20 protein-coding genes are annotated in these 23068 nt (G+C 59.2%); 9 read left to right on the forward strand and 11 right to left on the reverse strand.

The features are described 5' to 3' along the window. Positions 1-118 precede the first annotated feature (118 nt). Together ACA062_RS30710 and ACA062_RS30715 are read right to left on the reverse strand one after the other, a co-directional pair. Positions 119-277: a YqaE/Pmp3 family membrane protein gene (locus tag ACA062_RS30710; protein WP_007904205.1), complete on the reverse strand. Its 159-nt coding sequence runs from the start codon at positions 275-277 to the stop codon at positions 119-121. A gap of 204 nt (positions 278-481) precedes the next feature. Then, the gene (locus ACA062_RS30715; RefSeq protein WP_497454317.1) at positions 482-1765 is read right to left on the reverse strand and encodes an aspartate aminotransferase family protein; all 1284 of its coding nucleotides are present in this window, start codon (positions 1763-1765) and stop codon (positions 482-484) included. A 169-nt stretch (positions 1766-1934) separates the two neighbouring features. On the opposite strand from ACA062_RS30715, the gene ACA062_RS30720 reads away from it, so the two are divergent. Beyond that, positions 1935-2858 carry a LysR family transcriptional regulator gene (locus ACA062_RS30720; protein ID WP_497454318.1) on the forward strand — a complete coding sequence of 308 codons (924 nt, stop codon included), beginning with the start codon at positions 1935-1937 and terminating at the stop codon, positions 2856-2858. 231 nt (positions 2859-3089) lie between these two features. Here the strand turns inward: ACA062_RS30720 and ACA062_RS30725 are convergent, their stop codons facing one another. The 8 genes from ACA062_RS30725 to bioB all read right to left on the reverse strand — a co-directional run bounded on the left by ACA062_RS30725 (position 3090) and on the right by bioB (position 14159). Continuing rightward, on the reverse strand, positions 3090-4868 hold the full coding sequence (locus tag ACA062_RS30725; protein WP_497454319.1) for an acyl-CoA dehydrogenase C-terminal domain-containing protein: 1779 nt from the start codon (positions 4866-4868) through the stop codon (positions 3090-3092). Between the two features lie 259 nt (positions 4869-5127). Beyond that, the gene (locus ACA062_RS30730) at positions 5128-6924 is read right to left on the reverse strand and encodes an acyl-CoA dehydrogenase C-terminal domain-containing protein (protein WP_497454320.1); all 1797 of its coding nucleotides are present in this window, start codon (positions 6922-6924) and stop codon (positions 5128-5130) included. 265 nt (positions 6925-7189) lie between these two features. Continuing rightward, positions 7190-8995, reverse strand: coding sequence for a phenylacyl-CoA dehydrogenase (locus tag ACA062_RS30735; RefSeq protein ID WP_497454321.1), 1806 nt, complete (start codon positions 8993-8995; stop codon positions 7190-7192). Between the two features lie 551 nt (positions 8996-9546). After that, entirely contained in the window at positions 9547-10227 is a 681-nt protein-coding gene (bioD, locus tag ACA062_RS30740; RefSeq protein WP_497454322.1) for a dethiobiotin synthase, read from the reverse strand. Further along, positions 10224-11036 (reverse strand): malonyl-ACP O-methyltransferase BioC, encoded by an 813-nt coding sequence (gene bioC / locus ACA062_RS30745; RefSeq protein ID WP_497454323.1) that lies wholly within the window; start codon positions 11034-11036, stop codon positions 10224-10226. Before bioC ends, bioD begins: the two co-directional genes overlap by 4 nt. After that, the gene (locus ACA062_RS30750; RefSeq protein ID WP_497454324.1) at positions 11029-11760 is read right to left on the reverse strand and encodes an alpha/beta fold hydrolase; all 732 of its coding nucleotides are present in this window, start codon (positions 11758-11760) and stop codon (positions 11029-11031) included. The genes bioC and ACA062_RS30750 overlap by 8 nt, the downstream gene beginning before the upstream one ends. After that, positions 11753-12931, reverse strand: coding sequence for an 8-amino-7-oxononanoate synthase (bioF, locus tag ACA062_RS30755; RefSeq protein ID WP_497454325.1), 1179 nt, complete (start codon positions 12929-12931; stop codon positions 11753-11755). The genes ACA062_RS30750 and bioF overlap by 8 nt, the downstream gene beginning before the upstream one ends. 172 nt (positions 12932-13103) lie before the next feature. Next, on the reverse strand, positions 13104-14159 hold the full coding sequence (bioB, locus tag ACA062_RS30760; protein ID WP_497454326.1) for a biotin synthase BioB: 1056 nt from the start codon (positions 14157-14159) through the stop codon (positions 13104-13106). A gap of 92 nt (positions 14160-14251) precedes the next feature. On the opposite strand from bioB, the gene ACA062_RS30765 reads away from it, so the two are divergent. The 8 genes from ACA062_RS30765 to rarD all read left to right on the forward strand — a co-directional run bounded on the left by ACA062_RS30765 (position 14252) and on the right by rarD (position 22244). Next, the gene (locus ACA062_RS30765) at positions 14252-14986 is read left to right on the forward strand and encodes a ComF family protein (RefSeq protein ID WP_497454327.1); all 735 of its coding nucleotides are present in this window, start codon (positions 14252-14254) and stop codon (positions 14984-14986) included. A gap of 190 nt (positions 14987-15176) precedes the next feature. After that, on the forward strand, positions 15177-15314 hold the full coding sequence (locus ACA062_RS30770; RefSeq protein ID WP_497454328.1) for a hypothetical protein: 138 nt from the start codon (positions 15177-15179) through the stop codon (positions 15312-15314). A gap of 62 nt (positions 15315-15376) precedes the next feature. Further along, the gene (locus tag ACA062_RS30775; RefSeq protein ID WP_497454329.1) at positions 15377-15874 is read left to right on the forward strand and encodes a glycine-rich domain-containing protein; all 498 of its coding nucleotides are present in this window, start codon (positions 15377-15379) and stop codon (positions 15872-15874) included. Beyond that, a complete protein-coding gene (locus ACA062_RS30780; protein ID WP_497454330.1) occupies positions 15864-17168 on the forward strand; it encodes an MATE family efflux transporter in 1305 nt (434 codons plus the stop codon). Before ACA062_RS30775 ends, ACA062_RS30780 begins: the two co-directional genes overlap by 11 nt. Before the next feature lie 108 nt (positions 17169-17276). Next, positions 17277-18041, forward strand: coding sequence for a TOBE domain-containing protein (locus tag ACA062_RS30785; protein ID WP_497454331.1), 765 nt, complete (start codon positions 17277-17279; stop codon positions 18039-18041). A 58-nt stretch (positions 18042-18099) separates the two neighbouring features. Beyond that, positions 18100-20001 carry a PhoX family protein gene (locus tag ACA062_RS30790; protein WP_497454332.1) on the forward strand — a complete coding sequence of 634 codons (1902 nt, stop codon included), beginning with the start codon at positions 18100-18102 and terminating at the stop codon, positions 19999-20001. A 194-nt stretch (positions 20002-20195) separates the two neighbouring features. Beyond that, complete coding sequence (locus tag ACA062_RS30795; RefSeq protein ID WP_064680141.1) at positions 20196-21170, forward strand: serine/threonine protein kinase; 975 nt, start codon at positions 20196-20198, stop codon at positions 21168-21170. Between the two features lie 186 nt (positions 21171-21356). Continuing rightward, positions 21357-22244 carry an EamA family transporter RarD gene (rarD, locus tag ACA062_RS30800; protein WP_497454333.1) on the forward strand — a complete coding sequence of 296 codons (888 nt, stop codon included), beginning with the start codon at positions 21357-21359 and terminating at the stop codon, positions 22242-22244. A 214-nt stretch (positions 22245-22458) separates the two neighbouring features. On the opposite strand, the gene ACA062_RS30805 is transcribed toward rarD, so the two are convergent. After that, positions 22459-22977: a glycine cleavage system transcriptional repressor gene (locus tag ACA062_RS30805; protein ID WP_497454334.1), complete on the reverse strand. Its 519-nt coding sequence runs from the start codon at positions 22975-22977 to the stop codon at positions 22459-22461. Between the last annotated feature and the right edge of the window lie 91 nt (positions 22978-23068).

Genomic DNA, 23068 nt, shown 5'->3' on the forward strand with positions numbered 1-23068 from the left:
TACTCCACAGATCCTGATCTGACCCCAAAAGTCAGGATTGGTGTCCAACTTTTGGGGTGCAGATCATCCTGTGGGAGCGGGCTTGCCCGCGAAGGCGATCTATCGAACGCTACAGACTTCAGCGCTTGGCGATGATGTACACCGCATGCACGATCCCCGGAATATAACCGCACAACGTCAGCAGAATATTCAGCCAGAACGCGCCAGCAAAACCGACCTGCAGGAACACACCCAGTGGCGGCAACAGAATGGCGATGATGATTCGAATAAAGTCCATGGGGCAGCTCCTGGTTGAGGTTGGCTCATGGGAGCCTACACCTTATCGACCCATACCGTTCGTCAGGGTTCAGTATCGTCACAATCCGAGCGTTAAAGCCCAATTTGTGCAGACAAAAAAAACGCCCCGCGCCAAAAGAAACAGGCGCGAGGCGATGCGTTATACCGCGAGACGGTTCGGTAATTCGTGCAGGATCGAGTCTGATCAGACCGCAATCCCTTTGCGGCACTGCAGTTGCGCGGTGCGCACACGGGAGAAGGCCCGCGCCAGGCGCAGGAGCATGTCGTCGATGTTGGCCTTGCTGACGGTGAGGGCCGGGGTAAAGCGCAGGCAATCGGCTTGCGGGGCGTTGAGCAGCAGCCCTTCGTAAAGCGCAGCTTTGACGACGTTGTCCGCCGAATCGTCAGACAACGTCAGTCCCCACAGCAGCCCCTGCCCGCGCAATTCGCCGTGGCCGTAGCGATGGGCCAATCGGGCCAGGCCTTCGCGCAGGTGCTGGCCGGTATCCCCGACATGCTCGAGAAAAGCCTTGTCCTGCACACTGTCGAGCACGGCAAGACCGGCAGCCGTCATCAGCGCATTGCCATGGTGAGTGCCCATCAGCTCGCCGATATCGAAACAGCAGGCCTTGCCCCGCGCCAGCAACGCCGCCAATGGCACGCCCCCGCCCAGGCCTTTGCCGAGGACGACGATATCGGCCCGCACTCCGTAGGACTGTTCGGCGAGCAGCGTGCCGCAGCGACCGACACCGGTCTGCACTTCGTCAAGGATCAGCAGGATCCCCAGTTCACGGCACAGCCGTTCGACCCCCTTGAGGTAATGCCCGGTGGCCGGCATCACCCCGGCTTCGCTCTGGATCGGCTCAAGCATGATTGCCACAGTCCGGGCATCTACGGCCGCATGCAGCGCCGCAAGATCATTGAACGGAACGTGACTGAAGCCTGGCAGTTGCGGCTCGAATCGATTGATCAAGCCGGAACTGTCCGACGCCGACATCGTCGCGAAACTACGCCCGTGGCAACCGTTATTGGCAACGATGATTCGCGAGGCACCACCGCGATGCCGCTGTCCCCATTTGCGTGCCAGCTTGATCGCCGCTTCGCAGGCTTCACTGCCACTGTTGAGCAGGTACGCCTGATCACTGCCGGTACTGGCGCACAAGCGCTGGGCGAGGTTGAGCATCCCGCGGTTATGCAGACCGAAACCTTGGTTGATCAGCGACCGGGCTTGCGCCGCTAGGGCATTGACCAGTGCCGAAGGGCTGTGCCCGAGGCTATTGGTGCCCACACCCTGTGAGAAATCCAGGTACGCGCGGTCTTCGCTGTCCCACAACCAGGAGCCCTGGCCGCGCACAAAAATCTGTTTCGGCCGCTCGACACTGGGCATCAGGCACTCACTGGTGAGGTTGTCGCCCTGGGACGGCGGGTGGTCGTCAACGGCCAAGTCATCAAGACTCGGTGGATTGCGCCGCAAGTTGAACAAATTCATCTGGTCAAACCTCGCGAGAGGTTTTTTGCCTTACCTATGTAAACACCATCGATATAAACGGTATTCATCGCGTTCTATGGCCCTGCAAGCCTTGTGAATGCGGTTAGACTAGGCTCAGACAAGGCGTTGAACCATTTCGATTTCACAGCATTTTCGATAAGCATTACTTATGGATTTCAAGCAACTGCGTTATTTCGTCGCGGTCTATGAAGAGGGCCATGTGGGCCGGGCCGCCGAGCGACTTTCAATCTCCCAGCCGGCGCTGTCCCAGCAGATTCGCCATCTCGAACAAAACCTTGATGTGAGCCTGTTCGAACGCAGCAGCAAACGTCTGCTGCCAACCCTGGCCGCCCACACGCTGTACAACCACGCGCTGCCGTTGCTTGATGGCCTGCAACGGGCGCGCGAAGCCTTGGGTAATTTCAAGGGACAAGCGCTACGCACCTTGGCTATCGGTGTGTTGCAGACCGTCCATACCAGCCTGGTACCACAGATGCTCGAGCGCGTGCGCAAGGCGCAGCCGCATCTGGTGGTGCAGATCTATGAACTGACGGGGCTGGAAATCGAGCGGCGGCTACTCAACGGTTCGCTGGATATCGGAATCAGCTACTTGCCGCCCCGTCAGCCCGGCCTGCACGGTGTGATGCTCTACGAAGACGAACTGACCCTGGTCATCCCGGCGGACCATCCATTGCGCGAATTCAAGAAAGTGTCCATGAGTCAGGCCGCCGAATTGCCGATGTTGCTGCTGGGTGAAGAGTTCCAGGTGCGACAGATCTGGCAAACGCAACTGGCCAGCCTGGGACGACGTCCGCAGGTGCAGGCCGAACTGAACAACATGGCGGGGATTCTCGACAGCCTGCCTCACACTCGGCTGGCGACTGTCCTTCCCGGACGCTCGCAGAAGGCGCTCGGGAATAACGAACTGCTATGGAAACCGCTGACTGAGCCGCGGGTGCCATTGAAAGTCGGGTTGGTGTGTCGGGACGTGCAGCGTCAACAAGCCTCGCTGGCGTTGTTGCGGACTTTGCTGGAAGAGGTGATGAACGGACCGGATGATCGCTTGAACAACTCGACCACCCTTAAGGGCTGAGCTAAACACTTTTCAATAGAGCAAAGAAAACCCCGCCGAAGCGGGGCTTTGCAGACTTTTCCCTGACATCCTTTTCACTCCGCCGTCCTGGCAGAATCCTACGTGTCCGTGTTGTTGCTTTGCGCTTCCTGCGCGACGTCCATAAGCAGTAGATTAACTGTGGATCCAATTTTCGACTATGGGAAAACAGCATCACGCCTTGTAAGAGATTGCTTACATGGCGTTACATCGTCAGAACTGGGCTGCATCCAGCAAAAACAGCGATTCGCTACCGGCCTGCACCGACGCGCTCAACGAATGAATACGCGGCAGCAAGCGCGCAAAATAGAACCGCGCCGTGCCCAGTTTGCTGGCGTAGAAATCGTCCTGCGCTTCTTTGCCCAAGGCCGCCTTGGCCATCAGTGCCCACATGTAGGCGTAGGCCACGTAACCGAAGGTTTGCAGGTACTCGACCGAGGCGGCGCCGATTTCGTTCGGGTTGTTTTTCGCCCGGTCGAGCAACCACGCGGTCAACTCGTCGAGGGTGGTCACCGCGTCGTTCAGCGGCTTGGTGAACTCGGCGAGGTCTGGGCTGGCGGTCGCGGTGAAATGGCGGATTTCGTCGGCGAACAGGTTGTAGAACGCCCCGCCCGTGCCGACGATCTTGCGGCCGACCAGGTCCAGCGCCTGAATGCCGTTGGTGCCTTCGTAGATCTGGGTGATGCGCACGTCGCGCACCAGTTGCTCCTGGCCCCACTCGCGGATGTAGCCGTGGCCGCCGAACACCTGCTGGCCGTGAATCGTGGTTTCCAGACCCAGGTCGGTCAGGAACGCCTTGGCTACCGGCGTCAGCAAGGCGACCAGGTCTTCCGCACGTTTGCGGGTGGTGGCGTCTTCGCTGAATTTGGCGGTGTCCAGTTGCATCGCCACGTAGGTGGAGAAGGCCCGGCCGCCTTCGTTCGAGGCTTTCATGGTCAGCAACATGCGACGCACGTCCGGGTGGACGATGATCGGGTCTGCGACCTTGTCCTTGTTCTGCGCGCCGGTCGGCGAACGGCTCTGCAGGCGATCGCGGGCGTATTCGACAGCGTTCTGGTACGAGCGCTCGCCTGTAGCCAGCCCTTGGATACCAACCCCCAGGCGCTCGTAGTTCATCATGGTGAACATCGCCGCCAACCCTTTGTTCGGCTCACCGACCAGGTAACCCACGGCTTCGTCGAAGTTCATCACGCAGGTCGCGGAGGCCTGGATGCCCATCTTGTGTTCGATCGAACCACAGTTGGCCGGGTTGCGCGCGCCCAGGCTGCCATCGGCATTGACCATGAACTTCGGCACCAGGAACAGCGAAATGCCTTTCGGGCCAGCGGGTGCGTCCGGCAGCTTGGCCAGCACCAGGTGGATGATGTTCTCGGTCAGGTCGTGTTCACCGCCGGTGATGAAGATCTTGGTGCCACTGACCTTGTAGGAACCGTCGGCCTGAGGCTCGGCCTTGGTGCGGATGATCCCCAGGTCGGTCCCGGCGTGCGGCTCGGTCAGGCACATGGAACCGGCCCAGACCCCGGCGTACATGTTCGGCAGGTAGGCGGCTTTCAGCTCGTCACTGGCGTGGGCATTGATCGACAGGCAAGCGCCAGCGGTCAGCATCGGATACAGGCCGAACGACAGGCTGGCGGAGTTGACCATTTCTTCGACTTGCGCCGAAACGGCCTTGGGCATGCCCATGCCACCGTAGGTGGGATCGCCACCGACACCGACCCAACCGCCTTCAGCGTAAGTCTGATAAGCCTGTGGGAAACCTGCCGGCGTGGTGACGGCACCGTCCGCCCAATGGCAGCCTTCTTCGTCAGCCGCACGGCTCAACGGCGCGATGCTTTTGCTGGTGACCTTGCCGGCTTCTTCGAGAATGGCTTCGACGGTTTCGGCATCCACGGTCTCGGCCAGCGCCGGCAGCTCGGCCCAGAGTTTCGTGACCTCGAACACTTCATTGAGGACGAAGCGCATATCGCGCAGGGGCGCTTTGTAGTCAGCCATGGCAAACCTCGCAAGATCTAAACAGTGAGTCGTAGGAATGTTGCTTTCGTTGAGGCCGAGTGTACCTCAACAACTTTTACGACACATAGGGTCAACTCGTGACTATTTTGTAATTTTTAGTCACTAGTTATCCAGAGATGAAAAAGCCCGCTGTAGGAGCAAGCTTGCTCGCGATGGTCGTTAACGATAACGCGTGTTTGCTGGCTAAACGCGGCGCTCTCAAGTCCATCGCGAGCAAGCTCGCTCCTACATTTTGTTCCTAAAGCGCAAACAACTCCGCCGGCAGATTCATCAGACAATCGCTCCCTGCCTCGATGGCGGCCCGATGAGCGGCGGTGCGTGGCAACAATCGCTTGAAGTAAAACTCACTGGTCGCCAGTTTGCCCCGACAGTAATCGGCATCGCCACTGCCGTCGTCGAGCTGCGCCTGAGCCACCAGCGCCATACGCAGCCATAGATAACCAAGGATGATGTAACCGCTGTACATCAGATAATCCACCGATGCAGCACCGACCTCATCCGGATTTTTCATCGCTGCCATGCCGACCCTGGTGGTCAATTCGCCCCATTGCTGATTCAGTCCGTCGAGCTGCGCCACATAACTGGCAAGCTGCGGATGCTCGGCGTTGGCGGCGCAGAACGTGTGGACGATTCTGGTGAATCCGCGCAATAGCTTGCCTTGGCTACCGAGCACCTTTCGTCCGAGCAGGTCCAGCGCCTGAATACCGTTGGTGCCCTCGTAAATAGGCGCAATCCGGCAGTCGCGGACCAACTGCTCCATCCCCCATTCACGAATGAAACCGTGACCGCCGAATACCTGCATGCCGTGGTTGGTCACCTCCAGGCCAGTGTCGGTCATGAAGGCTTTACAGATCGGCGTCAGGAACGCCAACACGTCTTCGGCCTCTTGGCGTGCGCCAGCGTCCGGGCTCAGATGCGCGGTATCCAGCCATTGCGCGGTGAAGTAGGTCAGCGCCCGATTGCCTTCGTTGAAGGCTTTCATGGTCAGCAACATCCGGCGCACATCTGGATGAACGATGATCGGGTCGGCGACTTTTTCCGGCGCTTTCGGGCCGGTCAGCGAGCGCATCTGCAGACGGTCGTTGGCATATTTGATGGCCCCCTGGAAACTGGCCTCCCCCAGGCACAGACCCTGCATCCCGGTGCCAAGGCGTGCATGGTTCATCATGGTGAACATGCAGTTCAGGCCCTTGTTCGGCTCACCGATCAAAAAGCCCTTGGCCCCGTCGAAGTTCAGCACGCAGGTGGCCGAGGCCTTGATCCCCATTTTGTGTTCGATCGACCCGCAGGACACCCCGTTGCGCTCGCCCGCCTCGCCTTGTGCATCGGGCAGGAACTTGGGCACGATGAACAGCGAAATGCCCTTGGTCCCGGCCGGCGCATCCGGCAGCTTCGCCAGCACCAGGTGAATGATGTTATCGCTCATGTCGTGCTCACCGGCGGAGATGAAAATCTTGCTGCCGGAGATCGCGTAACTGCCGTCGGTCGCGGGTACGGCGCGCGTCTTGATGATGCCCAGGTCAGTGCCGCAATGGGCTTCGGTCAGGCACATGGTGCCGGTCCATTGGCCGGCAGTGAGTTTGCTCAGGTAAGTCTGCTTTTGCGCTTGCGTACCGTGCGCGTGGATCGCCGACATCGCGCCGTGAGTCAGGCCGGGGTACATGCCCCAGGACGTATTGCTGGAGCCGACCATCTCACTGATGACCAGGCCCAGGGAGCTGGGCAAACCCTGGCCGCCGTAGGTCGGATCCGCTGCCAGACCATGCCACCCGCCTTCAACGTATTGTGCGAACGCCTGCTTGAACCCTGCAGGCGTCGTCACCACGCCGTTGTCGAAATGGCAGCCTTCTTCGTCACCGCTGCGGTTCAGCGGTGCGAGCACGTTCTCACAGAATTTCGCACCTTCTTCAAGGATCGCATTGACCATGTCCGGGCTGGCATCGGTGGCACCCAGCGCGGCGTAGTGGCGGTGAAAGTCGAACACGTGGTCGATCAGAAAGCGCATGTCGCGCAGGGGAGCTTTGTACTCAGGCATGGTTATTTCTCCGGCAGCAGATGGCTCAAACCTACTGCCGCCCACCAGGCCCCACAATCACTGTCCAGACGCTGAATGCGCGATCATCACTCAACCCGCAGCGGCGTTCATCGTGCTCTGGAGTGTGGGCCCGATTTTGCGACCGAAGCGGCGCATCTGATTCACCGCGCCGCCTGGTTCGCCAGCAAGCCGGCTCCTACACGCAGGCACAAAAAAGGCCGCTGCTCCCGAAGAAGCAGCGGCCTTGTGAAGAAGCGCGTGAGGCTTAGTAGCCCAGTGCGAAGTCTTCTTCTTTCATGTCCATCAGGTTGTTGGCGCCCGACAGCATGGTCACAACGTGAGTGCGGGTACGCGGCAGGATGCGCTGGAAGTAGAAACGTGCGGTCTGCAGCTTGGCGGTGTAGAACGCCTCTTCCGAGGTGCCGGCAGCCAGTTTTTCAGCTGCCAGGCGCGCCATGTCAGCCCAGAAGTAGGCCAGGCAGGCGTAACCGGAGTACATCAGGTAGTCCACCGACGCCGCGCCGACTTCTTCGCGGTCTTTCATGGCCGCCATACCGACCTTCATGGTCAGCTCGCCCCACTCTTTGTTCAGCGCCGCCAATGGCTCGACGAACTCTTTGACCGCTTCGTTGCCTTCGTTGGACTGGCAGAACTTGTGGACGATCCTGGTGAAGCCTTTCAGAGCCTCGCCTTGAGTCATCAGCACTTTACGGCCCAGCAGGTCGAGTGCCTGGATCCCGGTGGTGCCTTCGTACAGCATCGAAATGCGGCTGTCGCGAACGTTCTGCTCCATGCCCCACTCGGCGATGAAGCCGTGGCCGCCGTAGATCTGCACGCCGTGGTTGGCGGACTCGAAACCGACTTCAGTCATGAAGGCTTTGGCGATTGGCGTCATGAATGCCAGCAGCGCGTCGGCTTTCTTCTTCTCTTCTTCATCCACGCCGTACTTGACGATGTCGACTTGCTTGGCGGTGAAGTAAACCATCGCGCGGTTGCCTTCGGCGAACGCCTTCATGGTCAACAGCATGCGACGCACGTCCGGGTGCACGATGATCGGGTCAGCGGCTTTTTCCGGCGCTTTCGGGCCCGTCAGGGAGCGCATTTGCAGGCGGTCGCGAGCGTATTTCAGGCCGCCCTGGAAGCCGATCTCGGCGTGGGCCAGACCTTGCAGCGCGGTACCCAGGCGAGCGGTGTTCATAAAGGTGAACATGCAGTTCAAGCCTTTGTTCGCCGGGCCGATCAGGAAACCGGTGGCCGCGTCGAAGTTCATCACGCAGGTGGCGTTGCCGTGGATGCCCATCTTGTGTTCCAGGGAACCACAGGTCACGGCGTTACGAGCGCCGATCGAACCGTCACCATTCGGCATGAACTTCGGCACGATGAACAGGGAAATGCCTTTGGTGCCGGCCGGTGCGTCCGGCAGACGTGCCAGCACGATGTGGACGATGTTGTCGGCCATGTCGTGTTCGCCGGCCGAGATGAAGATCTTGGTGCCGGAGACTTTGTAGGAACCGTCGGCCTGAGGTTCGGCCTTGGTGCGCAGCATGCCCAGGTCGGTGCCGCAGTGCGGTTCGGTCAGGCACATGGTGCCGGTCCATTCGCCGGACACCAGTTTGGTCAGGTAAGCCTCTTGCTGCTCAGGCGTGCCGTGCTCGGAGATGGTGTTCATCGCGCCATGGGACAGGCCCGGGTACATGCCCCACGACCAGTTGGCCTCGCCGACCATTTCGCTGACCGCCAGGCCCAGAGACTCCGGCAGGCCCTGGCCGCCGTGCTCTACGTCGTGGGCCAGGCTTGGCCAGCCGCCTTCGACGAATTGCTTGTAGGCTTCCTTGAAGCCAGTCGGGGTTTTGACGCCGGACTCGCTCCAGGTGCAGCCTTCGGTGTCACCCACGCGGTTCAGCGGAGCCAGTACCTGCTCACAAAACTTGGCGCCTTCTTCGAGAATGGCATCAACCATGTCCGGAGTTGCGTCTGCACAAGCCGGAAGGCTCTGATAGTGCGCTTCGTAGCCGAGCAGTTCGTCACGAACGAAGCGAATATCACGCAAGGGGGCCTTGTAGTCAGGCATAGCGATAAACCTCTGCTGATGTAACCGGGAAATGAACGACCGCATTGATTTGTTGTGACGGTCAAACAGTTGTTTGAAACATACGTTTACCACCAAATCTTGTCAAGCGCCGATCTTTTGCCGTTCGTCATCACGCGACGCAATGGCGGGCGGGCAGCCACGCCGCAGCGTCGACGGGATCCATTGGCCATGAAGGAAAGATTAGGGGGCGTTCTCAATTAGTTTCCCCACCGCGTTGTCGCCTTAAAGCGGGCCAGGCAAGGCGCAGGCCGCTGGGAATGGTTGTTCCCTTTCCAAGGCCTGCAACGCAGCCTGGCCCGCTTTAAGGCACAACCCGAAGGGCCGGGCCTGCTGTTGTGCAGGGCTGCGTTGCTCGAAGCTTATTTGGAATGACCAAACCACGCTTCTCGCGCCTTGCCCTGCACAACAGCAGACCCGGCGCGGAGGGGAAACTAATTGAGAACGCCCCCTAGTTGAGGGATAAGGACTTACGCAGAAAAACGCCGCGAAGGGTCGCGGCGTTTGCAGGTGGGCTCAGCGAGGCGCGGCCCTCAGTCCAGCAGATCCAACTGAAGATGCTCGGCCACCGCTTCGGCCGTCACCGATTTGAGTTTCGGCACGCGTCCAAGGCACGGCGCCGGGATTCGCTCGGCGAGCGTCGCCAGGTTTTCTTCCAGGCGCGCGGTTTTCGAATCGATGATATTGGCCACCCAACCCGCCAATTGCAGACCGTCCCGCGCAATCGACTCGGCGGTCAGCAGCGCGTGATTGATGCAACCCAGGCGCACGCCAACCACCAGAATCACCGGCAGGTCCAGCGCCATCGCCAGATCCGACAGGTTGTCCTGGTCCGCCAGGGGCACGCGCCAGCCGCCGGCGCCTTCGATCAGGGTGAAGTCAGCCTGCAGGTCGAGGAGCTCGCGCATCGGCGTCAACAATGATTGCACGGTCAACGCCACGCCAGCCTCCCGCGCCGCCAGATGCGGCGCGATCGCCGGTTCGAATGCCACCGGGTTGACCTGGGCATAGGTCAAAGGCACCGAGCATTGCGCCATCAACGCCAGGGCGTCGGCATTGCGCAAGCCCTTGGGCGTGACATCGCAGCCGGAGGCCACCGGTTTGCCCGCCGCCGTGCTCAAGCCCGCCAATCGCGCGGCATGCAGCAGGCCTGCGGCAATGGTGGTCTTGCCGATATCGGTGTCAGTGCCGGTGATGAAATAGGCTGCACTCATAAGGGTTTCTCCAAAACGGCGTACACCACTTGATAAGTCGCCGGCAGACCTTCGGCCTGGCGAAACTGCTCATAGGCCTCGACCAAGCCGAGGATTCGCGCTCTGCCCGTCAAACCGCCGGGCCGACCGGGGTTCAGGTTGTGCGCACCCAGCGCCTTGAGTTCATGGGTCAGGCTGCGCACATCCGGGTAATGCAACACATGGGGACGGGTTTCCAGCTTCGCGACGGTCAATCCGCTGCCCGCGCAAAGCTGTTGATAAACCCCGAACTCACGGAAGCGATTGACGTGCACCATGCCGTCCACCTGACGCCAACTGTCTCGCAGTTCGTACAAGGTACCTACGCATAGACTAGCAAATGCGAAAATTCCGCCGGGTTTGAGCACTCGATGCGCTTCACTGAGCACCGCGGCGAAGCCTGCGCACCACTGCACCGCCAGGCTGGAGAAGATCAAATCGCAGGTCGAAGCCTGCAATGGCAGACGCTCGGCATCCCCGGCGATGAAATGCGTGGCCCCACCCAATGGCCGTGCGTGATTGAGCATGCCTTCGGCGATGTCCAGCGCCACGCCGTGGCAGGCAGGGAAACGCTCGTTCAACGCCCGACTGAAGTGTCCGGTGCCGCACCCCAGATCCAGCCAGCGACCCGGTACGAAGTCTTCCGGCAAGCGGTGCAACAACTGGTTGCCGACATCGCGCTGCAATTCGGCAACGCTGTCATAACTGGCCGCTGCGCGGGAAAAGGAGGCCGCCACCTGACGCTTGTCAGGCAAGCCGCCGGGCAGGTTGGGAAGGGATAAATCAGTCATCGCCGAACTCATGCAAAAAGGCCTGGATCGCCCCCGCCACACCGTGGGGGTCTTCCAGAAGAAACGCGTGGCCGGCCCGTTCAATCAGGCCGATTTCTACATCCGGCAGCAACCCCAGCAGGGCTTGCGCGGCTTCGGCCGGAACCAGCTCGTCGAGCCCGGCGAACAAGTGCAATTGCGGGCCGCGGAACGCTTGTAATGCCTGACGGGTATCCAGTTGAGCGAGCAACTCAAGGCCGCTCATCAGCACCTCTGCCGACGTGTGTGGCGCGCCACCGAGCAACAGCCGAGACAACCCGCGCGGGTCTTCGGCGCCTTGCGAGCAGAGCAGGGAAAAACGTTTCAAGGTCATGCGCGGATCTGCCTTGCAGCCGGCCAGAAACGCGTCGAAGGTCTCGCCGGGCATCGCACTCGGCCATTGCTCATGGGCGACAAACGAAGGGTTGCTCGCCAGAGTCAGCACGCCGCAGCAACGATCGCCGCGTCGGGCGGCTAGCTCTGAAGCGAGCATGCCGCCCAAGGACCAGCCGCCGAGCCAGACATCTTGCGGCACGGTCGAATCGAGTTCATCGAGCCAATCCTCAAGATCGCTCGACGCCAGTTCCGGCAACGGCTCGATCTCGACCCGCAGGTGTTCATCCAGCCCCTGCATTGCCGCCGCCAAGGGCTCCAGTGGTGAAATCCCGAGGCCCCAGCCGGGCAGCAGAATCAGACGATCACGCATGGCTTGGCTCCGGTCCCAGTTGTTGAAAACAATCGGCCAATCCATTCAACAATAGCTGCACTTGCGCCTCGCTGTGGGCAGCGCTCAAGGTCACGCGCAGTCGGGCGCTGCCGGCGGGCACGGTTGGCGGCCGAATCGCCGTCACCATCAGTCCGCGTTCGCGCAGCATCTGTGACAGTCGAACCGCACGCCCGGCATCGCCGATCATGATCGGCTGGATCGGCGTGAAGCTGTCCATCAATTCCAGGCCAATCTGCTCGGCACCCTGGCGGAACTGGCGGATCAGCGTGTTCAGATGCTCACGTCGCCAGTGTTCGCTGCGCAGCAGTTCCAGGCTTTTTAACGTCGCGCAGGCGAGGGCCGGTGGCTGGCTGGTGGTGTAGATGTACGGGCGGGCGAACTGGATCAGCGTCTCGATCAGCTCTTCGCTGCCGGCCACAAAAGCACCTGCCGTACCGAACGCCTTGCCGAGGGTGCCGACCAGTACCGGCACGTCGTCCTGGCTCATGCCGAAATGCTCGACGATCCCGCCGCCATTGGCACCCAGCGGACCAAAACCGTGGGCGTCATCGACCATCAGCCACGCGCCTTTGGCCTTGGCCTCCCGGGCCAGCGCCGGCAGGTCGGCGATGTCGCCGTCCATGCTGAACACGCCGTCGGTGACCACCAGCGTGTTACCGGTGGCCTTCTCGAGGCGATTGGCCAGACTCGCCGCGTCGTTATGCAGATAGCGATTGAAGCGCGCACCGGACAGCAGACCCGCGTCCAGCAACGAAGCGTGATTGAGGCGGTCTTCGAGCACCGTATCGCCCTGCCCCACCAGTGCGGTGACCGCGCCCAGGTTGGCCATGTAGCCGGTGGTAAACAACAGCGCACGCGGGCGACCGGTCAGGTCGGCCAGCGCTTCTTCCAGCGCATGATGCGGGCTGCTGTGGCCAATGACCAGGTGCGAAGCCCCGCCGCCGACGCCCCAGCGTGTCGCACCGGCGCGCCAGGCTTCGATCACTTGCGGGTGATTGGCCAGGCCCAGGTAATCGTTGTTACAGAACGCCAGCAACGGCTGCCCATCGACCACCACTTCCGGGCCTTGAGGGCTTTCGAGCAGCGGACGCTGGCGATAAAGGTTTTCGGCACGACGGGCAGCAAGGCGTGCGGCGAGATCGAAAGACATGCAGGCCTCGGGTGTCAGATCACATAAATCAAGGTAGACACAGATCCTTGTGGGAGCTGGCTTGCCTGCGATGACGCAGTCACATTCAACATAGATGTCGACTGAGAGGTCGCTATCGCGAGCAAGCTTGCTCCTACAGGGTTTTGCATTTGTTCAGCAAAATTGTGGGGGATTAAACAGCCGCGTTATAGAACTGCTCGCTGCTCTTCTGCTCCACCAAAGCCTGCTCGATCGCCGCCTGATGCACTTCGTCGGCGTGCTCTTCGCGCGCTTCCGGCAGGATCCCTAAGCGCCCGAACAGTTGCATGTCCTTGTCGGCCTGCGGGTTCGCGGTGGTCAGCAGTTTGTCACCGTAGAAAATCGAGTTGGCGCCGGCGAAGAACGCCAGGGCCTGCATCTGCTCGTTCATGGCTTCGCGGCCAGCGGACAGGCGCACGTGGGATTGCGGCATCAGGATACGGGCGACGGCGAGCATGCGGATGAAATCGAACGGGTCGATATCGTCGGCGTTTTCCAGCGGCGTGCCGGCCACCTTCACCAGCATGTTGATCGGGACCGACTCCGGATGCTCCGGCAGGTTGGCCAGCTGGATCAGCAGATTGGCGCGATCGTCCAGCGACTCACCCATGCCGAGGATGCCACCCGAGCAGATCTTCATCCCCGACTCACGCACATAGGCCAGGGTTTGCAGGCGCTCGCCGTAGGTACGGGTGGTGATGATGCTGCCGTAGAATTCCGGCGAGGTGTCGAGGTTGTGGTTGTAATAGTCGAGGCCAGCCTGGGCCAGCGCTTCGGTCTGGTCCTGATCCAGGCGACCGAGGGTCATGCAGGTTTCCAGGCCCATGGCTTTCACGCCTTTGACCATTTCCAGCACGTACGGCATGTCTTTGGCCGACGGATGTTTCCAGGCAGCGCCCATGCAGAAACGAGTCGACCCGATGGCCTTGGCGCGAGCGGCCTCTTCGAGGACCTTCTGCACTTCCATCAGCTTTTCTTTTTCCAGGCCGGTGTTGTAGTGACCGGACTGCGGACAATATTTGCAATCTTCCGGGCAGGCACCGGTCTTGATCGACAGCAGCGTCGAAACCTGGACCCGGTTGGCGTCGAAATGCGCGCGGTGCACCGTCTGCGCCTGGAACAACAGGTCGTTGAATGGCTGAACGAAGAGTGCTTTGACTTCAGCCAAAGACCAGTCATGACGCAGGTTTGCAGTGGTGCTGGCGCTCATGGGCGTTTCCTTTGTTTTATGCTTGGCAAGCGACTGGGAGATGGAATACCCACAGACGCGATACGGATGTTCGGCATATTTAAGGAAGACTTATGCGCTGTCAACCACAATACGATGGACCGGTTTACATCTGGTTAAAAAACACCCAATCATGTCTGCTGTGCGGCGAAGCGTCCGATGATGCGACACCTATTTGCACCGCCTGCGAAACCGACCTGCCCTGGCTGGGTGATCAATGCCTACACTGCGCGCTCCCCATGCCAATGTCAGGCCTTAGCTGCGCCCAGTGCTGCATACACCCACCGGCATTTAGCGAAGTCTTGGTGCCATGGCTTTACGACTTTCCTATCGACAGCTTGGTGTTGCGCTTCAAACACCAGAGCAAATGGCCTATGGGGCGCCTGTTGGCGCAAATGCTTGGGCAATTCTTGCAGCACCGTTTCGACGAAGGGTTGCCACGCCCCGACTGCCTGCTGCCCGTGCCCCTGGCCAGCAAACGTCTGCGTCAGCGCGGCTATAACCAGGCGGCCATGCTGGCCGACTGGCTGGGCGCGGCCTTAAATCTGCCGGTCAACGAAAAGTTATTAAAGAGAACCAAGGATACCCCCGCTCAGCAGGGCCTAAACGCCAAGGCCCGAAAGCACAACTTGCGCGGCGCATTTACCCTGCTCAACTCAGCGAAGGTCCAGGGCTGCCATGTGGCACTTATCGATGACGTACTCACCACCGCCTCCACCGCCGACGCCATCTCCCGCCTGTTGATCGAGGCCGGCGCGCGGCGGGTCGATGTGTATTGCTTGGCACGGACGGCGAAACCAGGGGATTGAGCGTCATGTGGCATTCGATGCTGAAGCGTTTTTAAATGCTGGTATTCATATAAAGATTTTTCCTACACCGCATTGCGAACAGTATGTAGTCAATTACTGATTTTCCGGCAAGGCATTGCACTCAAAGATTTACCACCTAATATCAATACGGCAACTTGAAGATATGCCTACTTAAATAAGGAAGAAATCTATGCACATCCAAGCAAATAAAAAACCCACGATTAAACCCGAACAAGAACTTTCAGCCGAAGCAAAAAAATTCCTGAGCAAACGCAATAACAATGGTGGTGGCGGTCATTGCCAAGGCGGTGGAGGCGGCAACTGGTAATAGCCCATTAAACAGCTGCCAGCCAAAATCTGGCAGCTCAAAAAACACAATCAGGATCCGCAATGAAAAGTCACTACAAAAATATAGCGGAAACTCTTCCACACAGCATGAAGTCTCCAACGGGATGCACTAACCATCCGACATTGGAAGAGGCGGTAATTCACATCAACCACATTGATTTTTCTTCTATCATTGAAAAGCTATGTTCGGCAGACAGTCTACTCTGCAGAAAATGGTCATCAATAGAAGCCGAAGTAGCCATTCAATATTATAAAAACTTCTTGTTTCTGAACAAAAAATATCTTGATGAATTTCCAGTGATTCCGCCAATGCTGGAAGTCGACGAAATTTGGCATCACCACATACTTGACACACGTCAATATATCAACGACTGCAACCAAATATTTGGCTATTACTTCCATCACTACCCTTACTTCGGAACGAGAAATCACTCCGATAAAGAAAATCTCGACACTGCTTTTGAACTTACCCAAAAGCTTCACGAAGCTGAGTTCGGAAGCAAAATGTCAAATATCTGGAGTCTCGAGCTTGAGCTATAGTGAGATAGTCAGGAAATCACTGCCGGCGTTTACGATGGGTCGCTTAACGCCCGCGATTGGAATTTCAACCGTTTTCCTGCTGATGGCCCATAAAAGCGCTGAGGATCTACCGGTTTTTTCTTACGTGCTTGCTGCCGCATCGGTAATATCAGCATTTTTCTCTTTAATACTGGCCACCGTTGGTAATAGAGCAGCGTCTCTAGCGCACTGTCCTGCGGCACAACGTGAAGTGTTTACCGGCGGCTTTACTCTCGCACTGATCATTGCAACAGTAACGTATTTTGCCTGTTTTTCAGCTATCTATTTCATCAGTAGAGCGGACGGACTCCAACATCTGGATAAAGATGCTTTCTGGACGCTCGTTGTTATCTACATAGCCTGTACTCCGTTGCTGGTGATCAATACTTTTTTACAGCTTTTCCTGGAGGCTACCGGACAGGCCTCAAGCTGCGCAAAAGTAAAAACTGCCACTACCTTATTGGGCTGTGTTTTACTAGTGGCACTCTTTGTAGTCATCAGTAGCGACGACTTCAAATACTATGCAATGTCCTACTTCCTAGTTAGCGAACTTCTTACTTTACTGTATCTAATCTACCTGACCAACGACCAACGTTACTGCTCTATGAGATCGGCAAAAAAAGTGTGTCGCTATTTCCTGGCTACAGGCCTTCCAATCGCAGCTGGATTGAGCGGGCAAAAAGTCTATTTTTATCTGCTGACTGAAAGGCTGGCGCGAATTGATACACAGCTAGTCGCCCAGCTATCCGTATTCATGACGGTGATTGGACTGCTAATCATCCCCTCGCTGGCCCTCAGCCAGATTCACAGCCTTGAAGTCAGTCGACAGGTTAAACAGTCCGCACAATACTATCGTGCCGGGCTGAGATGGATAATCGGGATGATGATACTAAGCGGTGTCATTCTGTATTTCTGTGCCGACTATGCATTTCTTGCCGTCGGAGGTTCCATCACCGATTACAGCATGAAGCTTTATTTCACGTTATTGATATTCCTCACCTGCAGTTCATTCCTGTCGCTGGCCATTGCCCACCTTCGGGCCCGGGGCGAGACCTTTATTCCGCAATTGTCGATTAATGCGATCATGCTGCTGATTTTGACTCCGACCCTCTACTATTTTCGATTCAACACTGCAGATATCGAGACGTTCTTGCTGCTTCAAAGTGCAGCGGCAGGCGCCGGTTTTCTATTATTGAATGCACGGATTTTATTTCTTCACCGGCGTGACGAAAAAACCAATTACACTTTATTGGCAACAGGGCACGGACAGCGGTGACGACTCAAGAGAGCAAGCGGCCTCCCACAGGCATTGCACCGGCAGGCCTCGCGTCAAGTGGATTTCCCTTACACTCGTCGCCAACGCCATTCATCAAAAGACCGCTCCATGCCCCTACCGACACTGCTGACCCAGCACATTGTCCGTCGTCCGCAGCGCATTGCCTTGCTGCAACACATTGCCGAACAGGGTTCGATCACCCGTGCCGCAAAAAGCGCAGGCCTGAGTTACAAGGCAGCGTGGGATGCCATCGACGAACTGAACAACCTCGCGCAGAAACCGCTGGTGGAGCGCAGTGTCGGCGGCAAAGGCGGCGGTGGCGCCAGACTGTCCAGCGAAGGCGAGCGCGTCTTGCGCCTCTATCAAAAGCTGCAAACGTTGCAGGCTCAGGTGCTGGAAGCTGCCGAAGATGCCAGCGACCTCGACCTGCTCGGTCGATTGATGCTCCGGACCAGCGCGCGCAATCAATTGCATGGCAAGGTCGTGGCGATCGCGGGCCAGGGTCGCAACGACTTGATTCGACTGGAACTGGCCGAAGGCTTGATCATCGATGCGCAGATCACCCACGACAGTACCCTGCGCCTGGAGCTGGAAAGCGGCATCGAAGTGGTGGCGCTGATCAAGGCCAGCTGGCTTGATTTGCTCGGCCTCGAGGACGATACAACGCCGGGAAACAATTGCCTGACAGGCATCATCGAAGAAATCCTCGACGCCGAAGACGGTCCCAGCGAAGTGCGCATCGGCTTGCCCAATGGCCAGACCCTGTGTGCGCTGGCCGAACCGCTGCACTTGCGGACCCGGGGCATGGCCAAGGATAAGGCGGTACGGGTGCAGTTCGCGCCCTCCAACGTTTTGCTCGGTACACCGCTCTGAAACATTAGCGTCACGATCGCTCTTTAAGGTGGCTGCAAAAACCCGCAGGGAGCCTGTTGTGAGCCTATTAGAAGAAAACCAGTCCACCGACCTCGAAACCATGGTCGGTCTCAGCCGTCGTGGCTTTATCAGCGCCGGCGCCCTGTGCGGTGCAGCGATGTTCCTCGGCGGCAATCTGCTGAGCCGCAGCGTGCTCGCTGCCAATGTCAGTGCAGGCACCGGCAAACTGTTGGGTTTCGACAGCATCCCCGCCGCCACCAGCGACACCATCAGCCTGCCGCCTGGCTATAAATCCTCGGTATTGATCAGCTGGGGCCAGCCGTTGCAGAAGGACGGCCCGGCGTTCGACCCGAGCGGCAACGGCACCGCCGAGCAACAGGAAGTCCAGTTCGGCGACAACAACGACGGCATGAGCCTGTTCGAGTTTCCCGCCGAGAAAGACCGGGCGTTGATGGCGATCAACAACGAGTACACCAACTATCGCTACCTCTACCCTCACGGCGGCATGCCGCAATCGGCCGACGATGTGCGCAAGGCCCTGGCCTGCGAAGGCGTATCGGTGATCGAGGTTCAGCGCAAGGACGGCCAGTGGCACTTCGTCCAAGGTTCGCGCTACAACCGGCGCATCCACGGTAACGCGCAGATCAGCCTGAGCGGGCCCGCCGCCGGCCACGCACTGGTGAAAACCAGCGCCGACCCCCAGGGCAAGAACGTCCTCGGCACCTTCCAGAACTGCGCCAATGGCAAGACACCCTGGGGCACTTACCTGACCTGCGAAGAGAATTTCACCGATTGCTTCGGCAGCAGCCATGCCGAGCAAAAATTCGATGCCGCGCAGAAACGCTACGGTGCGGTAGCGGCCAGCAAAGAGATCAACTGGCATCAGCACGACGAGCGTTTCGACCTGGCGAAGAACCCGAACGAGCTCAACCGTCATGGCTGGGTGGTGGAAATCGACCCGTTCGATCCGCAATCGACCCCGGTCAAACGTACCGCGCTGGGCCGCTTCAAACACGAAAACGCTGCCCTGGCCGAAACCAAAGACGGTCACGCCGTGGTGTACATGGGCGACGATGAACGCGGCGAATTCATCTACAAATTCGTCAGCCGCGACAAGATCAACCACCAAGACCCCAAGGCCAACCGCGACCTGCTGGACCATGGCACCCTGTACGTGGCGCGCTTCGACGCAGGCGACGGCAATGCCGATCACCCCAAGGGCCAGGGCGAATGGATCGAACTGACCCACGGTAAAAACGGCATCGACGCCAGCAGCGGTTTTGCCGATCAGGCCGAAGTGCTGATTCACGCACGCCTCGCCGCCAGCGTGGTGAAAGCTACGCGCATGGACCGCCCGGAATGGATCGTCGTCAGTCCCAGGGATGGCCAGGTCTATTGCACCCTCACCAACAACGCCAAGCGCGGCGAGGACGGCCAACCGGTGGGCGGGCCGAACCCGCGTGAGAAGAACGTCTACGGGCAGATTTTGCGCTGGCGCGCCGACCGTGACGATCACGGTGCCAAGACCTTTTCCTGGGATTTGTTCGTGGTTGCCGGCAACCCGGGCGTGCATGCCGGCACGCCGAAGGGCGGCTCGTCCAACATTACGCCGCAGAACATGTTCAACAGCCCGGATGGCCTGGGCTTCGACAACGCCGGGCGGCTGTGGATTCTGACGGATGGCGATTCGAGCAATGCGGGTGATTTTGCCGGCATGGGCAACAACCAGATGCTGTGTGCCGACCCGGTGACCGGGGAGATTCGGCGTTTCATGGTCGGGCCGGTGGGCTGTGAGGTGACGGGGATCAGCTTCTCGCCGGACCAGAAGACCTTGTTTGTCGGGATTCAGCATCCCGGGGAGAACGGGGGGTCGACATTCCCTGAGCATCTGCCCAATGGCAAGCCACGGTCTTCGGTGATGGCGATTTCACGGGAAGATGGCGGGATCGTCGGCGCCTGATCGATCGCCATCGCGAGCAAGGAATCTCCTGTGTGCCACAAATCCTGTGCACACCGCAGCCCCCTGTGGGAGCGGGCTTGCCCGCGATGGCGTCAAGTCAGACAACACTCATCGCAAGCCGTAACACTAAAGACGACCCGTCTGCGCTACCATGCTTGGCCGGACGCGGCAGCCTGCTGCGCGCAGGAGTCAGCATGGCCCACCCGTTTGCAACCCTCACCCCAGACCTCGTGCTCGATGCCGTCGAAAGCATCGGCTTTCTCAGCGACGCGCGCATCCTGGCGCTCAACAGCTACGAAAACCGTGTCTATCAGGTCGGTATCGAAGACTCCGAGCCGCTGATCGCCAAGTTCTACCGTCCGCAACGCTGGACCAACGAGGCGATTCTCGAAGAGCACCAGTTCACCTTCGAACTCGCCGAGTGCGACGTACCAGTGGTGGCGCCGATGATTCACAACGGTGCCAGCCTGCACGAACACAACGGTTTTCGCTTCACCCTGTTCCCCCGCCGTGGCGGCCGCGCACCGGAGCCAGGCAATCTCGACCAGCTGTATCGCCTCGGCCAACTGCTCGGTCGTTTGCATGCCGTGGGCGCGACCAAGCCGTTCGAACACCGTGAAGCCCTCGGCGTGAAAAACTTCGGTCACGACTCACTGACCACATTGCTCGAAGGCAATTTCGTCCCCAAAAGCCTGCTGCCGGCCTACGAGTCCGTGGCCCGCGACCTGCTCAAGCGGGTGGAAGAGGTCTACAAGGCGACGCCGCACCAGAACATCCGCATGCACGGCGATTGCCACCCCGGCAACATGATGTGTCGCGACGAGATGTTCCATATCGTCGACCTCGATGACTGTCGAATGGGCCCGGCGGTGCAGGACATTTGGATGATGCTCGCCGGCGATCGCCAGGAATGTCTCGGCCAGTTGTCGGAATTGATGGACGGCTACAACGAGTTCCACGACTTCGACCCGCGGGAACTGGCGCTGATCGAACCGCTGCGCGCCCTGCGCCTGATGCACTACAGCGCCTGGCTCGCCCGCCGCTGGGACGACCCCGCGTTCCCCCACAGCTTTCCGTGGTTTGGCAGCGAACGGTATTGGGGGGATCAGGTGTTGGCGTTGCGTGAGCAGCTTGCTGCGCTCAACGAAGAACCGTTAAAACTTTTCTGATTCACATGGATCTGTAGGAGCCGGCTTGCTGGCGAAAAACGATAACGCGGTTTTATCTGTCACACCGCGTCATCGTTCTTCGCTGGCAAGCCAGCTCCTACAGGGATCAGCACATCCATGGATCAGCACATCGAGAAAAATCTCCTTACAATCCCTCTTTGTTAGCTGCCTAAGCAAGGATTCTGCATGCAAGCCGCCAACCCGCGTCGCGGGTACATTCTGGGCCTGAGTGCCTACATCATCTGGGGATTGTTCCCGCTTTACTTCAAAGCCATCGCCAACGTGCCCGCCGTGGAGATCATCATCCACCGCGTGCTCTGGTCCGCCCTGTTCGGCGCCTTGCTGCTGATGGTCTGGAAACATCCGGGCTGGTGGCGCGAGTTGCGTGACAACCCGAAACGCCTGGCGATCCTGGCCCTGAGCGGCACGCTGATCGCGGCCAACTGGCTGACCTACGTCTGGGCGGTGAACAACGACCGCATGCTCGAAGCCAGCCTCGGTTACTACATCAACCCATTGGTGAATGTCCTCCTGGGCATGCTGATCCTCGGCGAACGGCTGCGACGCATGCAGTGGCTGGCCGTGGGTCTGGCGGCAGCCGGCGTTGCACAGCAGGTGTGGCAAGTCGGCAGCCTGCCGTGGGTGTCGCTGGTGCTGGCGGTGACCTTTGGCTTCTACGGATTGATTCGCAAACAGGCCCCCGTCAAGGCGCTGCCGGGCCTGGTGGTGGAAACCTGGATGCTGGTGCCGATTGCCGTCGCCTGGTTGCTGTTCAATCCAGCCGCGAGTAGCGCCCAGGCCGAATTCTGGACGACCTCCGAAGCCTGGTGGCTGGTGGCCGCCGGGCCGGTGACGTTGGTACCCCTGGTCTGTTTCAACGCCGCTGCACGGCATTTGCCCTACACGACGCTCGGATTTCTTCAATACCTGGCGCCGACGCTGGTGCTGTTGCAAGCGGTCCTACTGTTTGGTGAACAGCTGTCGTCGAGCACACTGCTGGCGTTCATCTTTATCTGGGCCGGCCTGGCGGTCTACAGCATCGATGCGTGGATAAGTCTGCGTCGCCGCAGCTGATCAAAAAACGCACAACCCTCCACAGGCCGCGTCCTTCGTGGCCTGCATCAATCCTTCCCAAGGTTATCCACAGCGTGATCCCCGCCGATTGTGCGCAACTTGTTGAAACTGATGGTTTTTTGATCAGATGCTGGAGAAGCCCGGTCGGCGTGGCCTGGCGGGCTGTCTCTACAGGTTATCCACAGGCAGGTGCACGTTTAAACTGGATAACCTTTCAAGCTTCACTGCGCAATACCAGTTCCACCATCAGGTCGTCGGCCAGGGTTTCCAGGCGCGACTGCAATACGTCCAGCGACAACGTCAACGGCACCGCAAGAATCGCTTCGGCGTGGAACAACGGCTCGCTGCTCATCGGCGCCGGACGTACTTCCGTCACCAGCTGCTCGAGGTTCACCCCCTGTTCGCTCAGCAAACGGGTAATGTCGCGGACGATCCCCGGTCGATCATTGCCCACCAGCTCCATCGCAATCGGTTTCCAGGTGCAGGATTGTTCGATGCCACTTTCGGCGATCAGCACCCGAATGCCATGGGCGGACAACGCCTGTAGGGCATCGACCAGTTCATCGTAGGCTTCGGCTGGCACGCCCACCCGAAGAATCCCGGCGAACTGCCCGGCCATGCGCGACATTCGGCTTTCCAGCCAGTTTCCGCCGTGCTCGGCTATGCACTGGGCGATGCGCTCGACCTGCCCAGGCTTGTCCGGAGCGATTACAGTGAGTACGAGGTGGTCCATGGCGCAGCCCTCTTTTGTTATAGAAAAAGAAGTATAGGCAAGGGTTGGTCCTGCGCTGAGTCGTCTGACGCCTTCGCGGGCAAGCCTCGCT

It is taken from the genome of Pseudomonas sp. LBUM1679 (assembly GCF_059695565.1).

What these genes read in the sequence shown, in the direction of transcription:
- ACA062_RS30775 (WP_497454329.1), top strand. Translation starts at nt 15,377, where the DNA reads ATGAAAAGTCACTACAAAAATATAGCGGAAACTCTTCCACACAGCATG.
- bioC (WP_497454323.1), bottom strand. Translation starts at nt 11,036, where the DNA reads ATGACTGATTTATCCCTTCCCAACCTGCCCGGCGGCTTGCCTGACAAG.
- ACA062_RS30725 (WP_497454319.1), bottom strand. Translation starts at nt 4,868, where the DNA reads ATGGCTGACTACAAAGCGCCCCTGCGCGATATGCGCTTCGTCCTCAAT.
- ACA062_RS30805 (WP_497454334.1), bottom strand. Translation starts at nt 22,977, where the DNA reads ATGGACCACCTCGTACTCACTGTAATCGCTCCGGACAAGCCTGGGCAG.
- ACA062_RS30715 (WP_497454317.1), bottom strand. Translation starts at nt 1,765, where the DNA reads ATGAATTTGTTCAACTTGCGGCGCAATCCACCGAGTCTTGATGACTTG.
- rarD (WP_497454333.1), top strand. Translation starts at nt 21,357, where the DNA reads ATGCAAGCCGCCAACCCGCGTCGCGGGTACATTCTGGGCCTGAGTGCC.
- bioD (WP_497454322.1), bottom strand. Translation starts at nt 10,227, where the DNA reads ATGAGTGCAGCCTATTTCATCACCGGCACTGACACCGATATCGGCAAG.
- ACA062_RS30785 (WP_497454331.1), top strand. Translation starts at nt 17,277, where the DNA reads ATGCCCCTACCGACACTGCTGACCCAGCACATTGTCCGTCGTCCGCAG.
- ACA062_RS30710 (WP_007904205.1), bottom strand. Translation starts at nt 277, where the DNA reads ATGGACTTTATTCGAATCATCATCGCCATTCTGTTGCCGCCACTGGGT.
- bioF (WP_497454325.1), bottom strand. Translation starts at nt 12,931, where the DNA reads ATGTCTTTCGATCTCGCCGCACGCCTTGCTGCCCGTCGTGCCGAAAAC.
- ACA062_RS30765 (WP_497454327.1), top strand. Translation starts at nt 14,252, where the DNA reads ATGCGCTGTCAACCACAATACGATGGACCGGTTTACATCTGGTTAAAA.
- ACA062_RS30770 (WP_497454328.1), top strand. Translation starts at nt 15,177, where the DNA reads ATGCACATCCAAGCAAATAAAAAACCCACGATTAAACCCGAACAAGAA.
- ACA062_RS30750 (WP_497454324.1), bottom strand. Translation starts at nt 11,760, where the DNA reads ATGCGTGATCGTCTGATTCTGCTGCCCGGCTGGGGCCTCGGGATTTCA.
- ACA062_RS30720 (WP_497454318.1), top strand. Translation starts at nt 1,935, where the DNA reads ATGGATTTCAAGCAACTGCGTTATTTCGTCGCGGTCTATGAAGAGGGC.
- ACA062_RS30735 (WP_497454321.1), bottom strand. Translation starts at nt 8,995, where the DNA reads ATGCCTGACTACAAGGCCCCCTTGCGTGATATTCGCTTCGTTCGTGAC.
- ACA062_RS30730 (WP_497454320.1), bottom strand. Translation starts at nt 6,924, where the DNA reads ATGCCTGAGTACAAAGCTCCCCTGCGCGACATGCGCTTTCTGATCGAC.
- ACA062_RS30795 (WP_064680141.1), top strand. Translation starts at nt 20,196, where the DNA reads ATGGCCCACCCGTTTGCAACCCTCACCCCAGACCTCGTGCTCGATGCC.
- bioB (WP_497454326.1), bottom strand. Translation starts at nt 14,159, where the DNA reads ATGAGCGCCAGCACCACTGCAAACCTGCGTCATGACTGGTCTTTGGCT.